Genomic DNA, 25,336 nt, shown 5'->3' on the forward strand with positions numbered 1-25,336 from the left:
GGCGTTCGGCGGCCTAGGGCCGCTGCGCCTCACTCGGCATGGCGCGGCAATGTCAGGGTCACCCGCAGACCGCCCTCGCGCAGGTTGCGCAGGCTCAGCTCGCCACCGTGGCTATGGGCGATATTGCGCGCGATGCCCAGGCCCAGGCCATAGCCCTGCTGCTGCCCGGCCAGGCGAAAGTGCGGTTCGAACACCTGCTCCAGGCGCTGTTCCGGCACCCCCGGCCCTTCGTCATCGACGTGCAGGACGAACGTGCGGGCATCGTCCTCGATATGCAGGTGGGCCCGTTCGCCGTACTTCAGCGCGTTGTCCACTAGGTTGCCGATGCAGCGCTTGAGCGCCAGGGGCTTGCCCGGATAGCTGGCCAGGGCCTGGCCATCCAAGGTCACCCGGCCATTGCCGGCCGGGGCCAGGTAGGGTTCGATCACGCAGTTGAGCAGGTAGTTGAGGTCGACCGGCTCGATGTTCTCATGGATGTCGGTGTCCTTGACGCACTGCAGCGCGCCCTTGACCAGCATCTCCAGCTCATCCAGATCGCGACCGAACTTGGCCTGCAACTGCTCGTCGTCGAGCAGCTCGACACGCAGGCGCAGGCGGGTGATCGGTGTGCGCAGGTCGTGGGAGATGGCGCTGAACAGCTGGCTGCGCTCGCGCAGGTAGCGGCCGATGCGCTCGCGCATGCTGTTGAAGGCGCGACTGACCTCTACCACCTCGCTGCCGCCGGCCTCGGGCAGCGGTTCGACCTCGCTGCCCAGGGACATCTCCCGCGCCGCCACTGCCAGACGCTTGAGCGGTCGGCTCTGCCAATGCACCAGCAGACCGATGAACAGCAGCAGGAAGCTGCTGGTGAGGATGATGAACCACAGCTGCTGGGCCGGCAGCCCCTGCTGCTCCAGGCTGACGTAGGGCTCGGGCATCAGCGAGGCGAGGTACAGCCACTCGTTCGGCGCGATCTGGATCTGGGTGACCAGCACCGGTGGATTCAGCGGCTCCAGGCTCAAGGCATAGTGGGCCCAGGAACGCGGCAACTGGTCGAGCTTCAGGGCGCTGTTGAAGATCAGCAGATCCTCGGGGCTGACGAACTGCACCAGCAGGTCCAGGTCCTTGCCCAGGCGCTCGCGCAGGGTCGCGTCCACCGCATCGAGCACCGCGCGCTTGCGGGGCGTCTGCGGCAACACCTGCATGCTCAGCGGCTTGTCGTTGAGCGAGACGAAGAAGCGCGTGCCGCCCATGTTGCGCAGCTGGTCGAGCACCAGCGGCCGGTAGCCCAGGGGCAGCGAACGGAAGTAGCTGACGCTGGCGGCCATCGACTGGGCCAGACTGCGCGCGCTGGTGAGCAGCCCCTCCATCTGGCTGGCGCGCAACTGCGACACCCAGATGACGCTGGACAAGGCCTGGGCCAGCAGCACCACCAGCAGGGTCAGCAGCAGCATGCGCGCCAGCAGCGAGCGCGGCACCGGCAGAAGCCGGCGCAGGTTAATGGACATCACCGAGATGGGGCGTGACATTGGCCGCCAGCAGGTAGCCGCTGCCACGCACCGTGCGGATCAGCCGCGACGGCTTGTCCGTATCGCGCAGGCGCTGGCGCAGGCGACTGACCGCCATGTCGACGATGCGCTCGAGCGGCATCACCTCGCGGCCGCGGGTGGCGTTGGCGATGGTGTCGCGGTCGAGAATCTGCTGCGGATGATCGAGGAACAGCTTGAGCAGGGCGAAGTCGGCGCCGGAGAGGATCACCTCCTCGCCGTCGGCGTGGAACAGGCGGTGGCTGACCATGTCCAGGCGCCACTCGTCGAAGGCCAGCACCTCGCCGCCGCGCTCCTGGCTGAAGTGCGCGCGGCGCAGCAACGCCTTGATCCGCGCCAGCAATTCGCGCGGGCTGAACGGCTTGCCCAGGTAGTCGTCGGCACCCAGTTCCAGGCCGATGACCCGGTCGGCCTCGTCGGAACTGGCGGTGAGCATGATCACCGGCACCTGGGCGAAACGCTGGTGCTCGCGCACCCAGCGGCACAGGCTGAAGCCGTCCTCGTCGGGCAGCATCACATCGAGGATCACCAAATCCGCCGGCTCGGCGCTCAGCCCCTGGCGAAAGGCCGCGCCATCGCCGACCGTGCGCACCTGGAAGCCGGCGCGGCTCAGGTAGGTGTGCAACAGCTCGCGAATTTCCTGGTCGTCATCGACCAGCAGAATGGATTTTCCGGGCTGACTCACAGCGGGCCTTCCTCATTCTTGTAGGGTGCGCGATGCGCACCGGCACCCACAGGCGGTGCACACGGCGCAGCCTACACAGAGGCCTGCTGCAAGGCCACACCGGCGCCCATCAACCCCGGATATTCGGCGGTCACCAGCCACACCGGAATCCCGTCGAAATACGGGCTCATGACCCCCTTGTCACGCAGGCTGCGAGCAAAGCCACTGGCCAGGAACAGCTCGGCGAAGCGCGGCACCACGCCGCCGACTATGTAGACGCCGCCACGCCCGCCCAGGCTCAGCACGTTGTTGCCGGCGGCGCGGCCGAGCCAGCAGCAGAACTGCTCGATCACCTGCAGGGCGACGGCTTCGCCGGCCAGCGCCGCCGCGGTGATCTCGGCCGGCGAGTGCAGGCGCGGCTCATGGCCATCCAGGGCACAGACGGCGCGATAGAGCGTCAGCAGGCCGCCGCCGCTGAGCACGTCCTCGGCGCGCACATGGCCGAGCTGGGCATACAGCTGCTGCCACAACTGGGCCTCGCGCGGACTGCCGATCGGCAGGTCGACGTGACCGCCCTCGCCCGGCAAGGCCAGCCAGCTGCCGTCGGCCAGCTCCAGCAGGGTGCCGACGCCCAGGCCGGTGCCGGGGCCGATCACCACGCAGGGCCGGTGCGCCTCGGGCTGGCCCGGGCAGACCAGGCGGCGCTCGTCCTCGCGCAGGCGGGTCATGCCCAGGGCCATGGCGGAGAAGTCATTGACCAGCAGCAGCTCGCGCACCTGCAGGGTCTCGCAGAACGCCGCGCGACTGAGGCGCCAGTGGTTGTTGGTGAAGCGGAACTCATCACCGCTGACCGGCCCGGCACAGGCCAGGCACACCGAATCCACCGCGCCGAGCGGCAGCTCCAGCTCGGCCAGGTAGGCACCGATGGCCGCCTCCGGCCCCGGGTAGTCGGCGGTGGCCAGCACCCGCACCGACTCCAGCTGCTCGTCGCGCCACAGGGCGAAGCGCGCATTGGTCCCGCCGATATCGCCGACCAGCGCCAGTTTCACTTCAGCGACTCCAGGCTGCTGGTGAAGGCGCTGGCGCCCTGCTCGGCCGAGCTGAAGGCCAGGCGCATGAAGGAGAACAGCTCACGACCGCAGCCCACGGCATTGTTCAGGGTGTCGATCGCCGGCTCACGCGCCGCCAGCTCGGCGTCCTCGACTAGCACCCGCAGCTCGCCGGTCTTGCCGTCGACGCGAATCACGTCGCCGTCGCGCACCCGCGCCAGCGGGCCGCCGTCGAAGGCTTCGGGGCAGACATGGATGGCCGCCGGGATCTTGCCCGAGGCACCGGACATGCGCCCGTCGGTGACCAGCGCCACCTTGAAGCCGCGATCCTGCAGCACGCCGAGGAACGGGGTCATCTTGTGCAGCTCGGGCATGCCGTTGCTACGCGGCCCCTGGAAACGCATGACCGCGACAAAGTCACGCTCCAGCTCGCCGGCCTTGAAGGCATCGGCCAGCTCCTGCTGGTCTTCGAATACCCGCGCCGGCGCCTCGACCACCTGGTGCTCCGGCGCCACGGCGGAGACCTTCATCACCCCGCGACCGAGATTGCCCTGCATCAGGCGCAGGCCACCTTCGGCCGAGAACGGGTTGGCCACCGGGCGCAGCACGCTTTCGTCATGGCTCTTGCTCGGGCCATCGCTCCAGACCAGCTGGCCGTCCTCGAGGAAGGGCTCGCGGGTGTAGCGGGACAGGCCGTGGCCGGCCACGGTGTTGACGTCCTCGTGCAGCAGGCCGGCCGCGAGCAGCTCGCGAATCAGGAAGGCCATGCCACCGGCGGCCTGGAAGTGATTGATGTCGGATTTGCCGTTGGGATAGACGTGGGCCATGGTCGGCACCACTTCGGAAAGGTCGGCCATGTCCTGCCAGGTCAGCTGGATGCCCGCAGCCCGGGCGATGGCCGGCATGTGCAGGGTGTGGTTGGTCGAACCACCGGTGGCATTCAGCGCGACGATCGAGTTGACCAGGCAGCGCTCGTCGACGATCTCGCCGAGCGGCATGAACTGGCCGCTCTGCTTGGTCAGGCGGGTGATCTGCCGGGCCGCCTCGACGGTCAGGGCGTCGCGCAGCGGCGTACCCGGGTTGACGAAGGAGGCACCGGGCAGGTGCAGGCCCATCACTTCCATCAGCAGCTGGTTGGTGTTGGCGGTGCCATAGAAGGTGCAGGTGCCCGGGCTGTGGTAGGCGGCCATTTCCGCTTCCAGCAGCTCGTCGCGGGTCGCCTTGCCCTCGGCGTAACGCTGACGCACATCGGCCTTTTCCTTGTTCGACAGGCCGGACGGCATGGGTCCGGCCGGGACGAACAGGGTCGGCAGGTGGCCGAAGCGCAGCGCGCCCATCATCAGGCCCGGGACGATCTTGTCGCAGATACCCAGGTAGATCGCCGCGTCGAACATGTTGTGCGACAGCGCCACGGCGGTGGACATGGCGATCACCTCGCGACTGGCGATGCCCAGCTCCATGCCCGGCTCGCCCTGGGTCACCCCGTCGCACATCGCCGGCACGCCACCGGCGAACTGGCCGACCGAACCGACCTCGCGCAGGGCCTGCTTGATCTGCTCCGGGTAGTGCTGATACGGCTGGTGCGCCGAGAGCATGTCGTTATAAGCAGAAACAATCGCCACGTTGGCCGCATCCATCAGGCGCAGGGTCTGCTTGTCCTGGCTGCCGCAACCGGCGACGCCGTGGGCGAAATTGGCGCACTGCAGCTTGCCGCGCTGCGGCCCTTCGCTGGCAGCCGCATGAATCATCGCCAGGTAACGCTCGCGGGTGGCGCGGCTGCGGGCAATCAGGCGGTCGGTGACCTCTTGTACGCGGGGATGCATGTTGTCGACTCCAGGGTGGTGGATGGCGATATTTTGTACTTACTACAAAAATATTGCCAGCAAAAAGGCTTGATTTCTACACTCCCACAGATAATCTTGTAATTCCAACAACAAATCCATGAGAACCGAGCCATGCCCATTCGAATTGCCATCAACGGTTTCGGCCGCATCGGACGCAACGTATTGCGCGCCCTGTACAGCCAGAGCTACCGCCAGCAGCTGCAGGTCGTGGCCATCAACGACCTGGGCGACAGCGCGATGAACGCTCACCTGTTCAAGTATGACAGCGTGCACGGCACCTTCGAGGGCGAGGTCGAGGTCGACGGCGAGAGCCTCACGGTCAACGGCGACCGCATCGCCGTCAGCGCCATTCGCAACCCGGCCGAGCTGCCCTGGAAAGCCCACCAGGTCGACGTGGTATTCGAATGCACCGGGCTGTTCACCGAGCGCGACAAGGCCGCCGCCCACCTGGCCGCCGGCGCACGCAAGGTGATCATCTCGGCACCGGCCAAGGGCGCCGACGCCACCGTGGTATTCGGCGTCAATCAGGACGTGCTGCGCCCGTCCATGCAGATCATCTCCAACGCCTCCTGCACCACCAACTGCCTGGCCCCGGTGGCCCAGGTGCTGCAGCGCGAACTGGGCATCGAGCAGGGCCTGATGACCACCATCCATGCCTACACCAATGACCAGAACCTCTCGGATGTCTACCACAGCGACGCCTACCGCGCCCGCTCGGCGACCCAGTCGATGATCCCGACCAAGACCGGTGCCGCCGAGGCGGTGGGCCTGGTGCTGCCGGAACTGGCCGGCAAGCTGACCGGCATGGCCGTGCGGGTGCCGGTGATCAACGTATCGCTGGTCGACCTGACAGTGCAGGTCAAGCGCGAAACCACGGCCGACGAAGTCAACGCCCTGCTCCTGGCCGCCAGCCGGCGCTCCCCGGTGCTCGGCTACAACAGCCTGCCGCTGGTGTCCTGCGACTTCAACCACAACCCGCTGTCGTCGATCTTCGACGCCAACCACACCAAGGTCAGCGGCAAGCTGGTGAAGGTCATGGCCTGGTACGACAACGAGTGGGGCTTCTCCAACCGCATGCTCGACAGCTGCCTGGCCCTGTGCAACGCAGAATAAGTGTCGCGGCCAAAGGCCTGGCCCGGCGAACTGCCGGGCCGCCTTCGCCTAGGCGCCGCGCAGCCACCCCTGTCCCGATCAGGATGCCTCGATGAGCCGTATCAGCTTTACCTCCGCGACCCTGCCGGCGCGCAAGCGCATCGCCCTGGTCGCCCATGACCATTGCAAGGAATTTCTCCTCGACTGGAGCGTGCGCCAGCGCGAGCGCCTGGCCAAGCACCAGCTGCTGGCCACCGGCACCACCGGCCTGCTGCTTGGTCAACGCCTGCAATTGCCGGTCGAATGCATGATCAGCGGCCCGCTGGGCGGCGATCAGCAGCTCGGCGCGCGCATCGCCGAGCGCCGCGTGGACATGCTGGTGTTCTTCTGGGACCCCTTCGAGCCGCAACCCCACGACCCGGACATCAAGGCCCTGCTGCGCGTCGCCGCGGTGTGGAACATTCCCGTGGCCTGCAACGAAAGCAGCGCCGACTACATGCTCGCCAGCACCCTGCTGGAGCAGCAGCACGATTACCGCATCCCCGACTACCAGACCTATCTGGCTGGTCGCGGCTGAGCCACGGCCGCCCCTCTTCCCCCCTCTTGCGCGTCTCCGCGCCGCCAACGCCGTGGAATTTCATGCTCCCCTGTAACAAAGGCTCCACGACCACGTCTGATGCAGTAGGAACGACAGGCCCAACCTGCAACGCTGCAACCAGCGATGCGGTGCCCCCATGCCGTTCTATGCTCACACCGAGTGCATCATTCCTTGACGATATGGAGATACCCAAGATGAAAACCACTGTTTCCCATGCTGTTTCCGCCGCCGGTCTCGCTCTCGCCCTGGGGGCAGCCCTGGCGATCTCCAGCGCACCGCTCACCGCCCAGGCGGCAGAGAACGAGAAGTGCTACGGCGTATCCATGAAGGGCAAGAACGACTGCGCCGCCGGGCCAGGCACCACCTGCGCCGGCACCGCCAAGACCGACTACCAGGGCAATGCCTGGAAGTTCGTCCCCGAGGGCACCTGCAAGGAAATCGCCTCGCCGACCTCGCCGACCGGCTTCGGCCAGCTCGAGGCCTTCGAGGAAGTGAAGTCCTGATCGGCCCCAGCCGGAGCGCTGATGATGGTCCCTAATCCCAATCCCCCTTTCAGCAGCACTCCGGCGCTCCGGTCCGCGCTTCCCAGCCGGGCCGGGGTAAGCCTCAAGTCGCAGCATTTCCAGGAAATCCTCGACAGCCTCCCGGCCGTGGGCTTCTTCGAGGTGCATGCCGAGAACTACATGGTCGCCGGCGGCCCCTTCCACCACTACCTGGAGCGGATCCACGAGCGCTACCCCCTGTCGATTCACGGCGTCGGCCTGTCCATTGGCGGTCAGCAGCCCCTCGACAGCGACCACCTCGGGCGCCTGGCCCGGCTGCTCGACCGCTATCAACCGCAATCCTTTTCCGAACACCTGGCCTGGTCCAGCCACGGCGAAGTGTTCCTCAACGACCTGCTGCCGATCCGCTACGACACCGCGAGCCTGGAGCGGGTCTGCGCCCACGTCGACCAGGTGCAGAACACGCTCAAGCGGCAGATGCTGCTGGAGAATCCGGCGACCTACCTGCAGTTCGCCGGCTCGACCCTGGACGAAACCAGCTTCATCGACGAAGTGGTGCGCCGCACCGGCTGTGGCCTGCTGCTGGACGTCAACAACATCTATGTCTCGTGCATCAACCACCACTGGGACGCCCGCGCCTACCTGCGCGCCCTGCCGCTCGAGGCGGTCGGCGAAATCCACCTGGCCGGATTCGCCGAGGATCAGGATGCGGCCGGCGAGCGCCTGCTGATCGACAGCCACGGCGCCGCGGTGGATGACGCGGTGTGGGCGCTCTACCAGGACGCCCTGCAGCTGCTCGGCCCGACCCCGACCCTGCTCGAGCGGGACAACGCGGTGCCGGCGCTGGAAGTGCTGGTGCGCGAGGCGCACCAGGCCCAGGCGCTGCTCGACGCCTGCCAGGCGGACCGCCAGGAGGCCCGCGCATGAGCCTGCAGCAGGACTTTGCCGCCGCGCTGCTCGACCCCGAGCGCGACTGCCCGGAGCAGCTGCTGACCTGGAACGGTTCGGACCCGGCCAAGCGCTTCGCCGTCTACCGCAACAATGTGCTCAGCTCACTTGTCGATGCCCTGGCCGCCAGCTTCCCGGTGGTCCAGCAGCTGGTCGGCGAGCAGTTCTTCCGCGCCATGGCGGCCGTGCATGTGCGCCAGTCGCCGCCACGCTCGCGCATCCTCGCCGACTACGGCGCCGGTTTCCCGGCCTTTATCGAAGGCTTCGCCCCGGCCGCCGGCCTGCCGTACCTGGCGGATGTGGCGCGCCTGGAGCTGCTGCGCATTCGCGCCTACCACGCCGCCGATGCCACGCCGCTGGCCGCCGCGGCGCTTGCCGAGGCCCTGGCCACGCCGGAGCGGGTCGGCGCCCTGCGCTTCACCCTGCATCCCTCGCTCGGCCTGCTGCAGTCGAGCTTTGCGGTGGTCTCGCTGTGGGCCGCTCACCAGGGTGAGCTACGAGTCGCCGACCTCGACCCCGGCCGGGGCGAATGCGGCCTGGTGCTGCGCCGCGACCTGGAGGTCGAGGTGCAGGCCATCGCCCCGGCCGAGGCGCAGTTCATCCGCGCCCTGCAGGAAGACCAAGCGCTGGCCCGGGCCGCCGAAGGCGCCCTGGCCAGTGACGCCGAATTCGACCTCGGCCACTGCCTGGCCCGGCTGCTCGGCGCCGGCGCCCTAACCCAGTTTGCCTACGACACCGAAGGACCATGCCCATGAGCAACTCCACCTCCCTGGCCGGCGCCTCCGCCCCCGCTCGCCTGATCGCCGCGGCGATCGACCTGTGCAAGCTGATTCCCTACGGTCTGGTGGCCTTCATCGGCCGCTTCTCCATCGCCGCGACCTTCTGGCTCTCGGGCCAGACCAAGATTCAGGGGCTGGCCATCGACATCGTCTCGGGTACCTTCGAGATCGGCATGCCCAGGCTCTCCGCCTCCGCCGTGCCGCTGTTCGAACATGAGTACCAGCTACCGCTGCTGCCGCCCGAACTGGCGGCGTACCTGGCGGCATTCGCCGAACACCTGTTCCCGATCCTGCTGCTGGTCGGCCTGGCCACGCGCTTCTCCGCCCTGGCCCTGCTCGGCATGACCCTGGTGATCCAGCTGCTGGTCTATCCCGGCGCCTACCCGACCCACGGGGTCTGGGCCGCGGTGCTGCTGATGCTCGCTGCCAAGGGCCCCGGCATGCTGTCGCTTGATCACCTGATCGCCCGACACTATGGTTATAATCGCTGACCCACCACTTCCGGCTCGCCATGCAAATACTCCTGCGCTGGTCCCTCTGCCTGCTGCTCTGCCTGGCCATTCCGCTCAGCGGCATGGCGGCTGTGGCCGTGCAGGTAGAGCCGTGCCCCATGCAGGAGTCCGGCATGCATGGGGCAGCCGACGCCACGCACGACTGCTGCGACGAAGAAAAGAGCGCCTTGCTCGGCAGCAAGATATGCAAGAGCGGTCAGCAGTGCCAGGGCGCCGGCCTGCTCCAGGTCACGGCGGATAAGGCCGCGTTGGCGGCCTTCCGTACACCGCGGCTGTTCGCCTACAGCGACTTCATCCCCTCCCTCAGCCCCGACGACCTCTGGCGCCCTCCCCGCGCCTGACTCCCGTTCTGTCCTGAACGCCGCCGCGCGCAGCTGATGCGCGCCGTGGCACTCGCGCCTGCCTGGTGGTGGGCGCCGGATCATTACTGGAAGTTGTCCCATGAAACCCTCTTATTCACGTAACGGGCGCACCTGCCTGGCCGCCCTGGCGGCCTGCCTGCTGTACCTGCCGGGCTGGGCAGCGGCCCTGACCCTGGAGCAAGCCCTGCAACTGGCCGAGCAGCAGACGCCCTCGCTGGCCGCCCAGGCGGCCGGGGTCGACGCGGCCCGCAGTGCGGCCATCGCCGCCGGCGAACTGCCGGACCCGAAACTGCTGCTCGGCCTGCAGAACGTGCCGGCCGAAGGGCCCGATCGCGGCAGTCTGAACAGCGACTTCATGACCATGCAGATGGTTGGCGTCATGCAGGAGGTACCCAACCGCGCGAAGCGCCAGGCGCGGGTGGACGTGGCCCAGGCCGGCATCCAGCGTGCCAGCGCCGAGCAGCGGGTCGAGCGGCTTCAGGTCCGGCGGGAAACCGCGCTGGCCTGGATCTCGGCCTTGGCCGTCGAGCACAAGCTCGAGCTGTTCACCACGCTGTACGAGGAGAACCGCCTGCTGGGCAAGGCGGTGCAGGCCCGTATCGCCGGCGGCCGTGGCCAGGCCGCCGACGCCGTGGCGCCCAGGCAAGAGGCGGCCCTGCTGGCCGAGCAGGAAGACCAGCTGATCAGCCAGCGGTCACGCCAGCGTGCAGCGCTGCGCCGCTGGATCGGCGAGGCGGCCGAGCAGACGCCGGTCGGCCGCCTGCCCGCATGGCCGGTCGATGCCCAGCACTACCGCAGCAAGCTGCAGCAGCACCCCGAGCTGGGCGCCTTCGCGCCCATGACCGAGGAGGCCGAGGCCAGGGTGCGCGAGGCGGTGGCGGACAAGCGCCCGGACTGGAGCTGGGAGCTCGACTACCAGCGTCGTGGCCGGGAATTCGGTGACATGGTCAGCGTGCAGTTCAGCATTGACCTGCCGCTGTTCCCAGGCGCCCGGCAGAACCCCAGGATCGCCGCCCGCCATGCCGAACTCAACCGTGTGCAGGCCGAGCGCGAAGCGCTGGAACGCGAGCATGCCGCGCAGCTGAGCGACGACCTGGCCGAGTTCCAGCGCCTGCAGCGCGCCGTGCAACGCAGCGAGGACAGCCTGGTGCCGCTGGCCGAGGAAAAGCTCGCCCTGAGCCTGGCCGACTACCGCGGCGGCAGCGGCGAGCTGAGCGCGGTGGTTGCCGCCCGCCGCGAACTGATCGAGGCGCGCCTGCGACAGATCGACCTGCAGGAGCAACGCGCCCTGAGCAACGCCCGCCTGTATTTCGCCTATGGAGAATCCCGTTGATGAGCGCTCGAATCCTTCAAGGCGTCCTGCTCACCGGCCTGGCCCTGGTCCTCGGCGGCCTCGGCGGCTACTGGCTCGCCAAACAGCCCGGCGAACCCCTGCAGGACCGCGCCGCGCCACCGGGCTCGTCCCAGGGCGAGGTGTTGTACTGGTATGACCCGATGTACCCACAGCAGAAATTCGACCAGCCGGGTAAATCGCCCTTCATGGACATGCAACTGGTGCCGCGCTATGCCGACGAGGCCGGCGACAGCGCCGCCGTCAGCATCGATGCCAGCGTCACCCAGAACCTCGGCATGCGCCTGGCCACGGTCACCCGCGAGCGCCTGGCCAGCAGCCTGGAGGTGGTCGGCAACCTGACCTTCAATAGCCGCGATGTCGCCGTGGTGCAGGCGCGCAGCGGCGGCTTCGTCGAACGCGTCTATCCCCTGGCCCCGGACGACCGGGTCGCCGCCGGCGCGCCCCTGGCCGACCTGCTGGTGCCCGACTGGGCCCAGGCCCAGGAAGAGTTCCTCGCCCTGCGTGGCGTCGCCGACGCCCAGCTGCTGGCCGCCGCGCGCCAGCGCCTGCGCCTGAGCGGAATGCCGGCGGGGCTGATCGCACGCCTGGAGCGCAGCGGCCAGGTACAGACCCTGTGGACGGTGACCAGCCCCATTGCCGGGGTGTTGCAGAGGCTCGACGTGCGCGCCGGCATGACCCTGGCCGCGGGCCAGCCACTGGCGACCATCAACGGCCTGGCCAGCGTGTGGCTCGACGCCGCCGTGCCCGAGGCGCAGGCCCAGGGCCTGGCGCCAGGGCAAGCGGTCGAAGCACGGCTGCCGGCGCTGCCCGGCGAGGTGTTGGCAGGACGCATCGACAGCATCCTGCCCCAGGCCGACCTGGACAGCCGCACCGTGCGGGTCAGGGTCGAACTGGACAATGCCGATGGCCGGCTGCGCCCCGGGCTGACCGCCCAGGCACGCCTGACCCGCCCGGCCGAACAGGACGCGCTGCTGGTACCGAGCGAGGCGGTGATCCGCACCGGGCGCCGCGCCCTGGTGATGCTGGCCGAAGATGGTGGACGCTACCGGCCGGTCGAGGTCCGCCTCGGCCGCGAGAACGGCGAGCAGACCCAGATCCTCGAAGGCCTGCAGGAGGGCCAGCAGGTGGTCGCCTCCGGGCAGTTCCTGCTCGACTCCGAGGCCAGCCTGCGCGGCCTGCTCGCCCCGGACCTGGACGCCGCCGCGACACCGGTCATGGCGCCGGCCCTGCATGAAGCCGAAGGCCGGGTCATCGCCATCGACGACACCGAACTGACCCTCGCCCACGGCCCCTTCAAGACCCTCGGCATGCCGGGCATGACCATGAGCTTTCCGCTGGCCGAGCCGGCCCTGGCACAAGGCATAGCGACCGGCGACCGGGTACGGGTCGGCGCGCGCGAAAGCGATGCCGGCCTGCGCATCGAGCGTCTGGTCAAGCTGGAGGAGCAGCCATGATCGCCGCCCTGATCCGCTGGTCGGTGCGCAATCGCCTGCTGGTGCTGCTGGCCACCCTGTTCACCACCGCCTGGGGCACCTGGTCGCTGCAGAACACCGCCATCGATGCGCTGCCGGACCTGTCCGACGTGCAGGTGATCATCCGCACGCCCTACCCCGGCCAGGCCCCGCAGATCGTCGAGAACCAGGTCACCTACCCCCTGGCCACCACCATGCTCGCGGTGCCGGGGGCGAAGACGGTACGCGCCTACTCGTTCTTCGGCGACAGCTTCGTCTACGTGCTGTTCGAGGACGGCACCGACCTGTACTGGGCCCGCTCGCGGGTGCTGGAGTACCTGAGCCAGGTGCAGGATCGCCTGCCGGCTGCCGCCAAGCCGGCCCTGGGCCCGGACGCCACCGGGGTCGGCTGGATCTACCAGTACGCCCTGGTCGATCGCAGCGGGCGGCATGACCTGGCCCAGCTGCGCGCGCTGCAGGACTGGTTCCTCAAGTTCGAGCTCAAGACCCTGGCCAACGTCGCCGAGGTGGCGACCATCGGCGGCATGGTCAAGCAGTACCAGGTGCAGCTCGACCCGATCAAACTGGCCAGCCTGGGCATCACCCAGGCCGAGGTGACGGCCGCCATCGGCCGCGCCAACCAGGAGTCCGGCGGCGCGGTACTGGAGCTGGCGGAGACCGAGTTCATGGTGCGCGCCTCGGGCTATCTGCAGAGCCTCGATGACTTTCGCGCCATCCCCCTGCGCCTGGACAGCGGCGGCGTGCCGGTGACCCTCGGCGACGTGGCGCATATCCAGCTCGGCCCGGAAATGCGCCGTGGCATCGCCGAGCTCGACGGCGAGGGCGAGGTGGTCGGCGGCGTGGTGATCCTGCGCAGCGGCAAGAACGCCCGCGCCACCATCAGCGCGGTCAAGGCCAAGCTCGAGGCGCTCAAGGGCAGCCTGCCCGAGGGCGTGGAGATCGTCACCAGCTATAACCGCAGCCAGTTGATCGACCGCGCGGTACGCAATCTGGGCGAGAAGCTGGTGGAGGAATTCATCGTCGTCGCCCTGGTCTGCGCGCTGTTCCTCTGGCACCTGCGCTCCTCCCTGGTGGCTATCGTCTCCCTGCCGGTCGGGGTGTTGATCGCCTTCGCGGTCATGCAGCAGCAGGGCATCAACGCCAACATCATGTCGCTCGGCGGCATCGCCATCGCCATCGGCGCCATGGTCGACGCCGCGGTGGTGATGATCGAGAACGCCCACAAGAAGATCGAGGCCTGGCGCGCGTCCCATCCCGGCGAGGAGCTCAAGGGCGAACAGCATTGGCAGGTGATGACCGAGGCGGCGGTGGAGGTCGGCCCGGCGCTGTTCTTCTGCCTGCTGATCATCACCCTGTCGTTCATCCCGGTGTTCACCCTGCAGGCCCAGGAAGGCCGCCTGTTCGGCCCGCTGGCCTTCACCAAGACCTACGCCATGGCCGCCGCCGCCGGGCTGTCGGTGACCCTGGTTCCGGTGCTGATGGGCTACTGGATTCGCGGGCGGATTCCCGACGAGGCGCGCAACCCGCTGAACCGCGGGCTGATCCGTCTCTACCAGCCGGCCCTGGAAGCAGTGCTGCGCTGGCCCAGAGCGACCCTGGTGGTGGCCTTGCTGGTGTTTCTCAGCGCCCTGTGGCCCTTGTCGCGCCTGGGTGGCGAATTCCTGCCCCCGCTGGATGAGGGCGACCTGCTGTACATGCCCTCGGCCCTGCCCGGGCTGTCGGCGCAGAAGGCCGCGCAGCTGTTGCAGCAGACCGACCGCCTGATCAAGACAGTGCCCGAAGTCGCCCATGTGTTCGGCAAGGCCGGCCGCGCCGAGACCGCCACCGACCCGGCGCCGCTGGAGATGTTCGAGACCACCATCGCGTTCAAGCCCCAAGAGCAGTGGCGCGCCGGCATGACCCCGGAAAAGCTGGTGGAGGAACTGGACCGGGTGGTGCAGGTGCCGGGGCTGAGCAATATCTGGATTCCGCCGATCCGCAACCGCATCGACATGCTCGCCACCGGCATCAAGAGCCCGATCGGGGTCAAGGTCGCCGGCAGCAATCTGGCGCAGATCGACGAGACCACCCAGGCCATCGAACAGGTCGCCAAGCAGGTGCCGGGCGTCAGCTCGGCATTGGCCGAACGCCTCACCGGCGGGCGCTACATCGATGTCGACATCGACCGCCAGGCGGCCGCGCGCTACGGCCTGAACATCGCCGATGTGCAGGCCATAGTCGCCGGCGCCATCGGCGGCGCGAACATCGGCGAGACCATCGAGGGCCTGGCGCGTTTTCCCATCAGCCTGCGTTACCCACGGGAATGGCGCGACTCGCTGAGCGCACTGGAACAGCTGCCGATCTACACCCCCCAGGGCAGCCAGATCACCCTGGGCAGCGTGGCGCGGATCGGGGTCAGCGACGGCCCGCCGATGCTCAAGAGCGAGAATGCGCGCCCATCGGGCTGGGTCTATGTGGATGTGCGCGGCCGCGACCTGGCCTCGGTGGTGGCCGACCTGCGCACCGCCATCGAGCAGCAGGTGCGCCTGCAGCCGGGCGTCAGCCTCAGCTACTCGGGCCAGTTCGAATTCCTCGAGCGGGCCAATGCGCGGCTCAAGCTGGTGGTGCCGGCCACCCTGCTGATCATCTTCGTGCTGCTCTACCTGTGCTTCTCACGCATGGGCGAGGCGGCGCTGATCATGCTCACCCTGCCCTTCGCCCTGACCGGCGGGGTGTGGTTCCTCTACCTGCTCGGCTACCACCTGTCGGTGGCCACCGGGGTCGGCTTCATCGCCCTGGCGGGAGTCGCCGCCGAGTTCGGCGTGATCATGCTGCTGTACCTGAAGAATGCCTGGGGCGAGCGCCTGGCCGCTGGCCATCATGGCGAACAGGCGCTGCTCGAGGCGATCCGCGAGGGCGCCGTGCAGCGGGTACGGCCCAAGGCCATGACCGTGGCGGTGATCATCGCCGGCCTGCTGCCGATCCTGCTCGGCAGCGGCAGCGGCAGCGAGGTGATGAGCCGCATCGCCGCACCCATGGTCGGCGGCATGCTCAGCGCGCCGCTGCTGTCGCTGTTCGTGCTGCCGGCGGCCTACTGCCTGATGCAGCGGCGGCAGATGCAGCGCGACGGCGGCATAGGCGCAGCGCTCGCCGACAGCAGGGGTTAGGCGCAGGCGCCTTGCACTCGTGGCAGGTCGCCGCGGTCCCTACCCGGGCCACGGCGGCCGCCGCTCTCAGAAGTCGACCTTGCCGCGGCCGGCCTTGATCGCCCCGCGCTTGCTCTTGCCCTCCAGGCGGCGCTTCTTCGAGCCCAGGGTCGGCTTGGTCGGCCGGCGCGCCTTCTCGGTCTTGCCGGCGCTGCGGATCAGCTCGGCCAGGCGCTCCAGGGCATCGCTGCGGTTCTGTTCCTGGGTGCGGTACTGCTGGGCCTTGATGATGATCACGCCATCGGCGGTGATGCGGCTGTCGCGCAGGCTGAGCAGGCGCTCCTTGTAGAACGGCGGCAGGGACGAGGCCTGGCTGTCGAAGCGCAGGTGCACCGCGCTGGAGACCTTGTTGACGTTCTGACCACCGGCGCCCTGGGCGCGGATGGCGGTCAGCTCGACTTCGTCGTCGGGCAGGTGGACGCTGTTGGAAATCACCAGCATGGCGGGGTCTTGATCGGGAATGAAGGCTCAGGATACCCCAAGCGGGTTACCCGGTTCCTGCGCCGCGGCGGCGGTTCAGCCTTCCCCCAGCGCCGCCCCATGGCCCTTGCGCCACTGCTCGACCGGCCGAAAGCCGGGCAACTCACGGATGCGCTGCTCCGTATAGGCACGGAGCGCGTCATCGTCGAGGCTCAGATCGATGGCAAACTTGCACGGCTGGTCGACATGCCAGGGCGTGTCGGCGAAGACTTCCAGGCGGTTGCCTTCCGGATCTCGGAAATAGAGCGACCAGGTGGTGCCATGGGACACGGCGTCGACGGCGAGGTCGCCGGAGCCGCTCAGGGCAGCGTGACAGCGGCGCAGACCGGCCAGGTCCGCGACGCGAAAGGAGATGTGATCGAGCGGGCTGTCCTGGGGCCGGCGCGCCGGACGCGGGTTGAGCACCAGCTGATGGTGCTCGCCGGGGTTGCGACTGAGAAACACCATGGCGTCCGGTCCGGCGCCGCGATCGCTGACGATGAAGCCCAGGCGTTCGGTGTAGAAGCTCTCCATCGGCGCCATGGCGCGCACGTAGAGTTCGAAGTGGCTCAGGGCCAGCTCGGGAAACGCCACACCGTTTGATGTACCCATGATCGTCAACGCTCCTCATTCCGTCGTTCAAGGCCATGACCACGGCATAGCCGCCTCCGGGGCGTGCTCGCGTCATGAGGCAGTAGCTTGCTCTTATTCGATCGACAGGGCCACCGACGCATGGGCGCGGCGACGGCGTAATCATCTGATCCGCTTTTTAATCGACAACCTGAGTCTGTTTCGCACACGCCCCTGCGCCGATCATGCACCCCGCCTGACCACTGCCAGATGGGGCCTCGTCCATGACCGAACGCATTCCCGCGCAGCTCGTCGAAACCCTCGATCCGCGCAGCCCGATACGCCTTACACCCGCCCAGGCCGGTGGCCCGATCCACACCCGCAGCTTCACCGGACGGTTCCGCAATCTGCGTCTGTACGGCGCCGGACTGTTGTTTCTGATCTTCTTCGGCACCGCCTGGCTCGACTGGAACGGGCGCCAGGCGGTGCTGTTGAACCTGGCTGAGCACCGCTATTACATCTTCGGCGCGACCTTCTGGCCGCAGGACTTCATCCTGCTGTCGGCGCTGCTGATCATCGCCGCCTTCGGCCTGTTCACCATCACCGTGGTGGCCGGACGCGTCTGGTGTGGCTACAGCTGTCCACAGAGCGTGTGGACCTGGGTGTTCATGTGGGCGGAGAAGATCACCGAAGGCGAGCGTAACCAGCGCGTCAAGCTGGACGCTGCGCCCTGGTCGTTCAACAAGCTGGCGCGACGCAGCGCCAAGCACGCGATCTGGCTGGCCGTCAGCCTGCTCACGGCGCTGACCTTTATCGGTTACTTCACACCGATCCGCGAGCTGGCCGGCGACCTGCTACGCCTGCAACTCGATGGCGCCACCCTGGTGTGGGTGCTGTTCTTCATGGCCGCCACCTACCTCAACGCCGGCTGGCTGCGCGAAAAGGTCTGCGTGCACATGTGCCCCTACTCGCGCTTCCAGAGTGCGATGTTCGATGATGACACCTTGCTGGTGGCCTACGACGCCCAGCGCGGCGAAGGCCGTGGCCCGCGCAAGAAAGGCAGCGACCGCAAGGCCGAGGGCCTGGGCGACTGCATCGACTGCACCCTGTGCGTGCAGGTCTGCCCCACCGGCATCGACATTCGCGATGGCCTGCAGATCGACTGCATCAGTTGCGCGGCCTGCATCGACGCCTGCGACACGGTGATGGACAAGATGGGTTATCCCAGGGGGCTGGTCGGCTACCACTCCGAGCGCGAACTGCAGGGCGGCAAGACCCACCTAGTGCGCCCGCGGCTGATCGGCTACGGCATCGCCCTGGCGTTGATGCTCGCCGCCTTCGCCTGGGCCCTGAGTGCCCGCTCGATGCTGTCCATCGACGCGGCCAAGGATCGCAGCATGTACCGCGAGAACCAGCTGGGGCAGATCGAGAACACCTACTTGCTCAAGGTGATCAACAAGACCCAGCAAGCGCAGCGCTATGGCCTGGCGCTGGTCGACAGCCCCGGCCTACGCCTGGACGCGCCGCAGCAGTTGCTGCTGGCACCTGGGGAGATTCTCGATGTACCGGTCAGCGTGGCGCTGGAGAGCAAACAGGTCGACGCCAGCGCCATGCCCGTGCATTTTGCGATCCACAACCTGGCCGATGCCAGCGAGCAGGCGCAGACGCGCAGTACCTTTCTCTCACCCAGCGGGCGCTGAAAGTCGCATGCCTGGACGACTCCCCGTAGAGTGCGCGGATATGCAGACCCTATGGATACGATGAAACGCTACGAGAAATTCGCCGAGCAGATTGCCGAGCTGATTCGCAGCGGCGTGCTGGCGCCCGGGGAGCGGGTGCCGTCCGTGCGCCAGGCCAGCCGCACCTACGGCGTCAGCCCGTCCACGGTGTTCCAGGCCTACTACCTGCTGGAGGACCGCGGGCTGATCCAGGCCCGCCCGCGCTCCGGCTATTTCGTCCGCGAGCATGCCAGGCGCCCGCTGCCCGAGCCGGACATCGACCCGCGCCAGGCGCAGACCGCCGAGGTGGATGTCAGCGAGCTGGTGTTCTCCGTGCTCGGCTCGCTCAAGGACCCGGGCACCGTGCCGTTCGGCTCGGCCTTCCCCAGCCCGGCGCTGTTCCCCCTGCCACGCCTGGCCCGTTCCATGGCCCGGAGCCTGCGCGGCCTGGCGCCCCAGGCGGTGATCGCCGACATGACCGAGGGCAACCCCGACCTGCGCCGGCAGATCGCCCTGCGCTACATGGCCAGCGGGGTGCGTCTGCCGCTCGAGGAACTGGTGATCAGCAACGGCGCGATGGAGGCGCTCAACCTGTGCCTGCAGTGCGTCACCCAACCGGGCGACCTGGTGGCCATCGAGGCGCCGGCCTTCTATGCCACCCTGCAGGTGCTCGAGCGCCTCAAGCTCAAGGCGGTGGAAATTCCCGTGCACCCGCGCGAGGGCATCGACCTGGACAGCCTGTCCAGCAGCCTGGCACGCCTGCCGATCAAGGCCTGCTGGTTCATGAGCAGCCTGCAGAACCCCCTGGGCGCGAGCATGAGCGAGGACAAGAAAGGCGCGCTGTACGAACTGCTGCGCCAGCATCAGGTGCCGCTGATCGAAGACGATGTCTACGCCGAGCTGTATTTCGCCGCCCAGCCGCCCAGGCCGGTGAAGAGCTTCGACCGCGAGGGCCTGGTGATGCACTGCGGCTCGTTCTCCAAATGCCTGGCGCCGGGCTACCGGGTCGGCTGGGTGGCCGGCGGGCGCTACGCCGAGCAGATCGCCCGCCTGCGGCTGATGACCACCATCTCGCCCTCGGTGCCGGCCCAGGCCGCCCTGGCCGACTACCTGCAGCACGGCGGCTACGACCGCCACCTGCGCAAGCTGCGCCACGCCCTGGAAACCCAGCAGGCCGCCATGCTCGCCTCCGCGGCCCGGCACTTCCCCAGCGGCACGCGGGTAACCCGTCCGGCCGGCGGCTACTTCCTCTGGTTCGAGTTTCCCGAGCGGGTCGATTCGCTGCAGCTGTTCCAACTGGCCCTGGCCCAGGGCATCAGCCTCGCGCCCGGGCCGATCTTCTCCGCCACCCGGCGCTTCGGCAACTGCGCCCGGCTCAACTACGGCCACCCCTGGGACGCGCGCAGCGAACAGGCCATGGCCACCCTCGGGCGCATCCTCGCGGCGTTCTGAGTGGCAGTCGCCTGGTAACCTTTGCTTGAACTTTTTCGGCGGCGCCGGCCCGACAGCTCGGTTAACGTAGTTGTCTGTTCGCAGCTGAGGTCAGGGCATGGATTCGATTACTCAGGCGGTGCTCGGCGCCACCATCCAGGGGGCCATGCTCGGCCGCTGGCAGGGACGCAAGGCGCTGGCCTATGGCGCCCTGCTCGGCACCCTGCCCGATCTGGATGTGATCATCGACTACGGCGACGCCGTGGCGGACATGACCTACCACCGCGGCTTCAGCCACTCGCTGTTCGTCCTCGGCGCCCTGGCCCTGCTGCTGACCTGGCTGGTGCGACGCCTGCACCCGCACCCTGGCTATTCGGCCAAGCGCCTGCTGGCGACCGTGGCCCTGGTGTTGCTCACCCACCCCCTGCTGGACAGCTTCACCAGCTATGGCACCCAGCTGTTCTGGCCGCTGACGCCGACGCCGACGGCCTGGTCGAGCATCTTCATCATCGACCCGCTGTACACCCTGCCCCTGCTGGGCGCGGTGCTGCTCGGCCTCAGGTTCGGCCTGCGCGAGCCCAGCAACAAATGGCCGCTGCTCGCCCTGACCCTGTCGAGCCTCTATCTCGGCTCGACCCTGGTGGGCAAGTCCATGGCCGAACAGCGCGTCGAAGCGCAACTGGCGCGACAAGGCATCCAGGCCGAGGCGCTGTTCAGCACGCCGACACCGCTCAACAGCTTGCTCTGGCGGGTCATTGTGCTGGACGGCGAGGCCTACCACGAGGCCCTCGTCGGCTGGCTCGACCGCGACCCGCCGCAATTGGTGCGCATGCCCCGCGGCGCGGCCCTGTCAGCCGTGCTGGCCGACAATCCGGCCCACCAGCGCCTGGCCTGGTTCACCAACGGCGTGCTGCGCTACGACCGCATCGGCGAGCGCCTGGTGGTCACCGACCTGCGCCTGGGCATGACCGGCTTCCATCCCTTCCGCTTCGATTTCGCCGGCTGGCAGGATGGCCAGTGGCGGGTGCCGGCGCAGATCGAGCGCTGGCCGCTCGAGCGCGGCGACCTCGGCCGCCTGACGCTGCTCTGGCAGCGCATCTGGCACCCCGAGGTCGAGGTGCCGCTGCTGGCCTGGGCCAGCGAACTGGGCAAGCCACTGCTGGCCAGGCGCGCCGCCGATACCGAATAGACCGGCGGCGCGACAGGCAACGGACTAGGTGCGGAACTGCCCCACCAACCCCTGCAACTCGACGCCCAGACGGGCCAGCTCGGCGCTGGAGGCCGCGGTCTGCTGGCTGGCGCTGGCACTCTGTTCGCCGATATCGCGCACCCGGGTGATGCTCTCGCTGATGGTCTCCGCCACTGCGCTCTGCTCCTCGGCAGCGGCGGCGATCTGCTGGTTCATCTGCTCGATGGTGCTCACCGCCTGGGTGATGCGCCCCAGGGCTGCGCCGGCCTCACCGGCCAGGGTGACGGTACGCTGGGTCAGGCTGCGGCTGCTTTCCATCTGCTGCACCGCCCCCAGGGCCATGCGCTGCAAGCCGGCGATCAGCGCCTCGATCTCCTCGGTGGAGTTGTGCGCGCGCTGCGCCAGGGCGCGCACCTCGTCGGCAACCACGGCGAAACCGCGGCCCTGCTCGCCGGCCCGCGCCGCCTCGATGGCGGCGTTGAGTGCCAGCAGGTTGGTCTGTTCGGCGACGTTGCGGATCACCTCCAACACCCCACCGATGCGCGCGCTCTCCTGATTCAGCGCGGCGATCGCCTCGGCCGACTGCTCCACCTCATTGGCCAGATCACCGATCTGCCCCACTGCCTGCTGCACCACCCGGTTGCCCTGCTGGGATTCACGGTCGGCATCGCGCGCCGCCTGGGAGGCCTGCTCGGCGTTCTGCGCCACCTCCTGCACGGTCGCCGCCATCTGGTGCATGGCGGTGGCGGTCTGTTCGGTCTCCTGGCGCTGGGTCTGCACCCCGGCGCTGGTCTGCGCGGTAATCGCCGACAATTGCTCGGCCGCCGCGGCGATCTGGCTGACGCCACCGCCGATGCGGCCGATCAAGGTGCGCAGGCTCAGGGTCATCGCCTGCATGGCGGCCATCAGCTGGCCCGGCTCATCGCGACGGCCCTGGGGCAGATCCTGACTCAGATCGCCCTCGGCGATGCGCCTGGCGAAGACCACGGCCTGGCGCAGCGGCGCAACGATCGAGCGGGAGATCAGCAGTGCGGCCAACAGCCCCAGCACCACAGCCGACACCCCGACGACGCACAACAGCCGCTGGGCCCGCGTACTGTCCGCACGCATCTGCTGCTCGGCGCTGGCCTGCGCCGCCTCCGCCAGGCTGAGTACCGCGCGCGCCCGCTCGATCATCGCAGCCTCCGCGGCCTGATTCTGCTCGCGCAGCTGCTGGTAGTAAGCGAAGGCGCGCTGGTACAGGGCCAGGGACTGCAAGGCCGTATCGATAGCGCCTTTCTGCTCATCGCTCAGCCACACCGTCAGGCTACGCGCCACGCTCTGCAAATCCTCGCTGAGGTAGCTCCACTCCTCCAGGGCCTTGGCCGATCCGTCGATGATGTACAGGCTTTCATTGCCGCGCAGATCGAGCATGCGCTTGCTCAGGCCCGACGCCGTCTCTGCCAGGGTCAAGGGATCGCTGCCGCGTAGCTTGTCGCCCTGCAGACGCAGTTCGCGTACGGCGTCGTACATGTCCAGCTCGATCACCTCGAACTGGTCGCGCGCCTCGCCTGCGGCTGCGCCCATGTCGCCGCGCGCCTCGCGCGCCCTGCTCTGCAATTCGACGTAGCTGTCGAACTGATCGCGATATTCGCCAACCGCCTGCTGCATGGTCTGCAGACGTCGGCGCTCAGCTTGTGGCGCGCGCTGCTCCAGGCGGCCCAGTGCGGCATGCACCTTCGCCAGGCTCGCGCGCGCCCGCTCGGCGCTCTCCGGCGTCTGCTCGAGGGCGAAGTTGCGCTCCAGGCGCCGCGCCTGCAGGACCTCCTGGGTGACCTCGGCCAGCTGCCCGGCCTGCTCATGTCCCTGCAGAACATCCCGGACCGCGACAAAGCCGCCTGCGGTCATTGCGACCGTGAGCGATAGCACCAGGGCAAAACCGCAGAACAGCTTCTTGCTCACGGCAAGGTCGGCGAAAAAGCGGGTGGCAGACTGCAGCATAAAAGTCGACTCCGTTATTTTTATGCGTCGCGACTGCTGCGGCCGCCAAGGGCGGCCGCAGCAGTCGCGACATCGATCTCTGGACCAGCTGCCTTCGCAACCCCTGTGCCAGCTTTTGTCGACGCCCCCCCATCACCTGCGCATGGCAACGGCAACGCCCCGAGCATAGCGTCGTTGCGACTGGCGTCACGGGCCGCCGACCACTGTCCGGGTGGACAGCGGCCGGCAAGCAGGCAATTTTCCGCCACCACGCGGCCATAAATGGCGGTTTTCCGCCACTCTCCAGGCGCCAAGCTTTCGCTGCACGGGTTCGGGGGCTACCTCGAAACGACTCCGGACGGAGCCTGCGGAAGCCGGAACAAACCAAGGCGCACGGGACAAGCCCGTGCGCCTTGGATCGCGGAACCTTGGTCGGCACGCTAAGCCTCAGCGTCCAGCCGCCAACCTCACTGGGCGTCGGGCTGGGCCTCGGGCGCGGCCTGCTTGAAGGCCTCCAGGGCCTCGCAGCGGGCGACCATGGCGAGGATGCGCGGGTAGGCGTCGAGGTCGCAGTTGAAGCGCCGCGCGTTGTAGACCTGGGGAATCAGGCAGGCTTCCAGGTAGCCGGGGCGCTGGCCGAGCGACAGACGCCCGCCGAACGCCGCCAACCCCTGCTCCACCGCCGCCAGGCCGCTCTGTACCCAGTGCCGGTACCAGGCACTCTTCGCCTCTTCGCCCACCCCCAGCTCGCTGGACAGGTACTGCAGCACCCGCAGGTTGTTCAGCGGGTGCACGTCACAGGCGATATGCAGGGCCAACGCCCGCACCTGGGCCCGCAGCGCCGGGTCAGCCGGCAGCAGCGCCGGTACCGGGAACACTTCCTCCAGGTACTCGAGAATCGCCAGGGACTGGGCGATCCTGCTATCGCCGTCGACCAGCAGCGGCACCAGCTCCTGGGGATTGAGCGCCTTGTAGGCCGCCCCGTGCTGCTCTCCGCCATCCTTGACCAGGTGCACCGGCACCTGCCTGTACGCCAGGCCCTTGAGGTTCAGGGCGATACGCACGCGGTAGGCGGCGCTGGAGCGCCAGTAGCCGTAGAGCCTCAGCTCAGTGCTCATAGCGCTCCACCCGTTGGTCGATGGCGCCGAAGATGCTCTGGCCCTGGGCGTCGAACATCTCGATGCGCACCCGGTCGCCGAACTTGAGGAACGGCGTCTTCGCCTCGCCCTGCTCGATGATCTCCAGCATGCGCTTCTCGGCCAGGCAGGAGGAACCGGCGCTGCGGTCGTAGTTGGACACCGTGCCCGAGCCGATGATGGTGCCGCTGCCCAGGGGCCGAGTCTTGGCGGCATGGGCCACCAGGGTCGGGAAGTTGAAGGTCATGTCGGTGCCGGCGTCCGGCTGGCCGAACAGCGCCTCGTTGATGTGCGACACCAGCGGCCGATGCACCTTGCCGTCTTTCCAGGCATCGCCCAGCTCATCCGGGGTCGCCGCCACCGGCGAGAAGCTCGACGACGGCTTGCTCTGGTAGAAGCCGAAGCCCTTGGCCAGTTCGCCGGGGATCAGGTTGCGCAGCGACACGTCGTTGACCAGCATCAGCAGCTGGATATGCCCGGCGGCCTCGGCTGGCGTGGCGCCCATGGGCACGTCGTCGGTGATCACCGCCAGCTCGGCCTCCAGGTCGATGCCCCAGGCCTCGTCGGCCAACTGGATCGGGCTGTGCGGCGGGATGAAGGCATCGGCACCGCCCTGGTACATCAGCGGGTCATGCCAGAAGCTCTCCGGAATCTCGGCGCCGCGGGCCTTGCGCACCAGTTCGACATGGTTGACGTAGGCGCTGCCGTCGGCCCAGTGGAAGGCCCGTGGCAGCGGGCTGTGGCAAGCGCCCTGGTCGAAGGCGAAGGCCTCGGCGCAGAGGCCGTCGTTGAGGCGCTGATAGATGGCCTCCAGCTGCGGGCGCTTGTGCGCCCAGCCGTCCAGGGCGGCCTGCAGGGTGGCGGCGATCTGCGGGACCTTCACCGCGCGGGACAGGTCGCGGGAGACCACCACCAGGATGCCGTCGCGGCCTTGCTGCAAAGATGCGAGTTTCATGCTCAAACCTCGTAGGGTGCGCTACGCGCAC

The 25,336-nt window shown here is 68.3% G+C and carries 22 protein-coding genes and 1 pseudogene; 13 read left to right on the top strand and 10 right to left on the bottom strand.

What is annotated here, in order from left to right:
* Positions 1–29 precede the first annotated feature (29 nt).
* From ACSX1D_RS12530 to edd, 4 genes are all read right to left on the bottom strand, one after another.
* Complete coding sequence (locus ACSX1D_RS12530; protein ID WP_439858813.1) at positions 30–1,508, bottom strand: ATP-binding protein; 1,479 nt, start codon at positions 1,506–1,508, stop codon at positions 30–32.
* Positions 1,477–2,211, bottom strand: coding sequence for a response regulator (locus tag ACSX1D_RS12535; protein ID WP_439858814.1), 735 nt, complete (start codon positions 2,209–2,211; stop codon positions 1,477–1,479). Before ACSX1D_RS12535 ends, ACSX1D_RS12530 begins: the two co-directional genes overlap by 32 nt.
* 71 nt (positions 2,212–2,282) lie before the next feature.
* Positions 2,283–3,239: a glucokinase gene (locus ACSX1D_RS12540; RefSeq protein ID WP_439858815.1), complete on the bottom strand. Its 957-nt coding sequence runs from the start codon at positions 3,237–3,239 to the stop codon at positions 2,283–2,285.
* On the bottom strand, positions 3,236–5,062 hold the full coding sequence (gene edd / locus ACSX1D_RS12545; protein WP_439858816.1) for a phosphogluconate dehydratase: 1,827 nt from the start codon (positions 5,060–5,062) through the stop codon (positions 3,236–3,238). The genes ACSX1D_RS12540 and edd overlap by 4 nt, the downstream gene beginning before the upstream one ends.
* A gap of 132 nt (positions 5,063–5,194) precedes the next feature.
* Between edd and gap the strand changes: the two genes are divergently transcribed.
* The 10 genes from gap to ACSX1D_RS12595 all read left to right on the top strand — a co-directional run bounded on the left by gap (position 5,195) and on the right by ACSX1D_RS12595 (position 15,849).
* A complete protein-coding gene (gap, locus tag ACSX1D_RS12550) occupies positions 5,195–6,196 on the top strand; it encodes a type I glyceraldehyde-3-phosphate dehydrogenase (RefSeq protein WP_439858817.1) in 1,002 nt (333 codons plus the stop codon).
* 91 nt (positions 6,197–6,287) lie between these two features.
* Positions 6,288–6,752 carry a methylglyoxal synthase gene (locus ACSX1D_RS12555; protein WP_439858818.1) on the top strand — a complete coding sequence of 155 codons (465 nt, stop codon included), beginning with the start codon at positions 6,288–6,290 and terminating at the stop codon, positions 6,750–6,752.
* A 215-nt stretch (positions 6,753–6,967) separates the two neighbouring features.
* Positions 6,968–7,276, top strand: a complete 309-nt coding sequence (locus ACSX1D_RS12560; protein WP_439858819.1) for a BufA1 family periplasmic bufferin-type metallophore — start codon at positions 6,968–6,970, stop codon at positions 7,274–7,276.
* A gap of 24 nt (positions 7,277–7,300) precedes the next feature.
* Positions 7,301–8,203 (top strand): MNIO family bufferin maturase, encoded by a 903-nt coding sequence (bufB, locus tag ACSX1D_RS12565; RefSeq protein WP_439862314.1) that lies wholly within the window; start codon positions 7,301–7,303, stop codon positions 8,201–8,203.
* Positions 8,200–8,979 carry an HvfC/BufC N-terminal domain-containing protein gene (locus ACSX1D_RS12570; protein ID WP_439858820.1) on the top strand — a complete coding sequence of 260 codons (780 nt, stop codon included), beginning with the start codon at positions 8,200–8,202 and terminating at the stop codon, positions 8,977–8,979. Before bufB ends, ACSX1D_RS12570 begins: the two co-directional genes overlap by 4 nt.
* Positions 8,976–9,494, top strand: a complete 519-nt coding sequence (locus tag ACSX1D_RS12575) for a DoxX family protein (RefSeq protein ID WP_439858821.1) — start codon at positions 8,976–8,978, stop codon at positions 9,492–9,494. Before ACSX1D_RS12570 ends, ACSX1D_RS12575 begins: the two co-directional genes overlap by 4 nt.
* Positions 9,495–9,514: 20 nt before the next feature.
* Positions 9,515–9,856, top strand: coding sequence for a hypothetical protein (locus ACSX1D_RS12580; RefSeq protein ID WP_439858822.1), 342 nt, complete (start codon positions 9,515–9,517; stop codon positions 9,854–9,856).
* A 100-nt stretch (positions 9,857–9,956) separates the two neighbouring features.
* The gene (locus ACSX1D_RS12585; RefSeq protein WP_439858823.1) at positions 9,957–11,210 is read left to right on the top strand and encodes a TolC family protein; all 1,254 of its coding nucleotides are present in this window, start codon (positions 9,957–9,959) and stop codon (positions 11,208–11,210) included.
* Entirely contained in the window at positions 11,210–12,685 is a 1,476-nt protein-coding gene (locus ACSX1D_RS12590; protein WP_439858824.1) for an efflux RND transporter periplasmic adaptor subunit, read from the top strand. The genes ACSX1D_RS12585 and ACSX1D_RS12590 overlap by 1 nt, the downstream gene beginning before the upstream one ends.
* Entirely contained in the window at positions 12,682–15,849 is a 3,168-nt protein-coding gene (locus tag ACSX1D_RS12595; protein ID WP_439858825.1) for an efflux RND transporter permease subunit, read from the top strand. The genes ACSX1D_RS12590 and ACSX1D_RS12595 overlap by 4 nt, the downstream gene beginning before the upstream one ends.
* A 66-nt stretch (positions 15,850–15,915) precedes the next feature.
* Here the strand turns inward: ACSX1D_RS12595 and arfB are convergent, their stop codons facing one another.
* A complete protein-coding gene (gene arfB, locus ACSX1D_RS12600) occupies positions 15,916–16,329 on the bottom strand; it encodes an alternative ribosome rescue aminoacyl-tRNA hydrolase ArfB (RefSeq protein WP_439858826.1) in 414 nt (137 codons plus the stop codon).
* Positions 16,330–16,404: 75 nt separating this feature from the next.
* Positions 16,405–16,959 carry a VOC family protein gene (locus tag ACSX1D_RS12605; protein ID WP_439858827.1) on the bottom strand — a complete coding sequence of 185 codons (555 nt, stop codon included), beginning with the start codon at positions 16,957–16,959 and terminating at the stop codon, positions 16,405–16,407.
* A gap of 242 nt (positions 16,960–17,201) precedes the next feature.
* On the opposite strand from ACSX1D_RS12605, the gene ccoG reads away from it, so the two are divergent.
* The 3 genes from ccoG to ACSX1D_RS12620 all read left to right on the top strand — a co-directional run bounded on the left by ccoG (position 17,202) and on the right by ACSX1D_RS12620 (position 21,255).
* Entirely contained in the window at positions 17,202–18,617 is a 1,416-nt protein-coding gene (ccoG, locus tag ACSX1D_RS12610; protein WP_439858828.1) for a cytochrome c oxidase accessory protein CcoG, read from the top strand.
* A gap of 60 nt (positions 18,618–18,677) precedes the next feature.
* Positions 18,678–20,087 (top strand): GntR family transcriptional regulator MpaR, encoded by a 1,410-nt coding sequence (gene mapR, locus ACSX1D_RS12615; protein ID WP_439862315.1) that lies wholly within the window; start codon positions 18,678–18,680, stop codon positions 20,085–20,087.
* Positions 20,088–20,184: 97 nt separating this feature from the next.
* Positions 20,185–21,255: a metal-dependent hydrolase gene (locus tag ACSX1D_RS12620; RefSeq protein ID WP_439858829.1), complete on the top strand. Its 1,071-nt coding sequence runs from the start codon at positions 20,185–20,187 to the stop codon at positions 21,253–21,255.
* Positions 21,256–21,279: 24 nt separating this feature from the next.
* On the opposite strand, the gene ACSX1D_RS12625 is transcribed toward ACSX1D_RS12620, so the two are convergent.
* The 4 genes and pseudogenes from ACSX1D_RS12625 to ACSX1D_RS12640 form a co-directional block, all read right to left on the bottom strand.
* Positions 21,280–22,161, bottom strand: a complete 882-nt coding sequence (locus tag ACSX1D_RS12625) for a methyl-accepting chemotaxis protein (protein WP_439862316.1) — start codon at positions 22,159–22,161, stop codon at positions 21,280–21,282.
* A gap of 24 nt (positions 22,162–22,185) precedes the next feature.
* Positions 22,186–23,235 (bottom strand): annotated as a pseudogene (locus ACSX1D_RS12630) (methyl-accepting chemotaxis protein); the annotation flags it as partial.
* Between the two features lie 446 nt (positions 23,236–23,681).
* Positions 23,682–24,332, bottom strand: a complete 651-nt coding sequence (maiA, locus tag ACSX1D_RS12635; protein WP_439858830.1) for a maleylacetoacetate isomerase — start codon at positions 24,330–24,332, stop codon at positions 23,682–23,684.
* Positions 24,322–25,305 carry a fumarylacetoacetate hydrolase family protein gene (locus tag ACSX1D_RS12640; protein WP_439858831.1) on the bottom strand — a complete coding sequence of 328 codons (984 nt, stop codon included), beginning with the start codon at positions 25,303–25,305 and terminating at the stop codon, positions 24,322–24,324. Before ACSX1D_RS12640 ends, maiA begins: the two co-directional genes overlap by 11 nt.
* Positions 25,306–25,336 lie beyond the last annotated feature (31 nt).

The organism is Pseudomonas sp. MBLB4136 (assembly GCF_051904765.1).
Taxonomy (GTDB): domain Bacteria; phylum Pseudomonadota; class Gammaproteobacteria; order Pseudomonadales; family Pseudomonadaceae; genus Aquipseudomonas.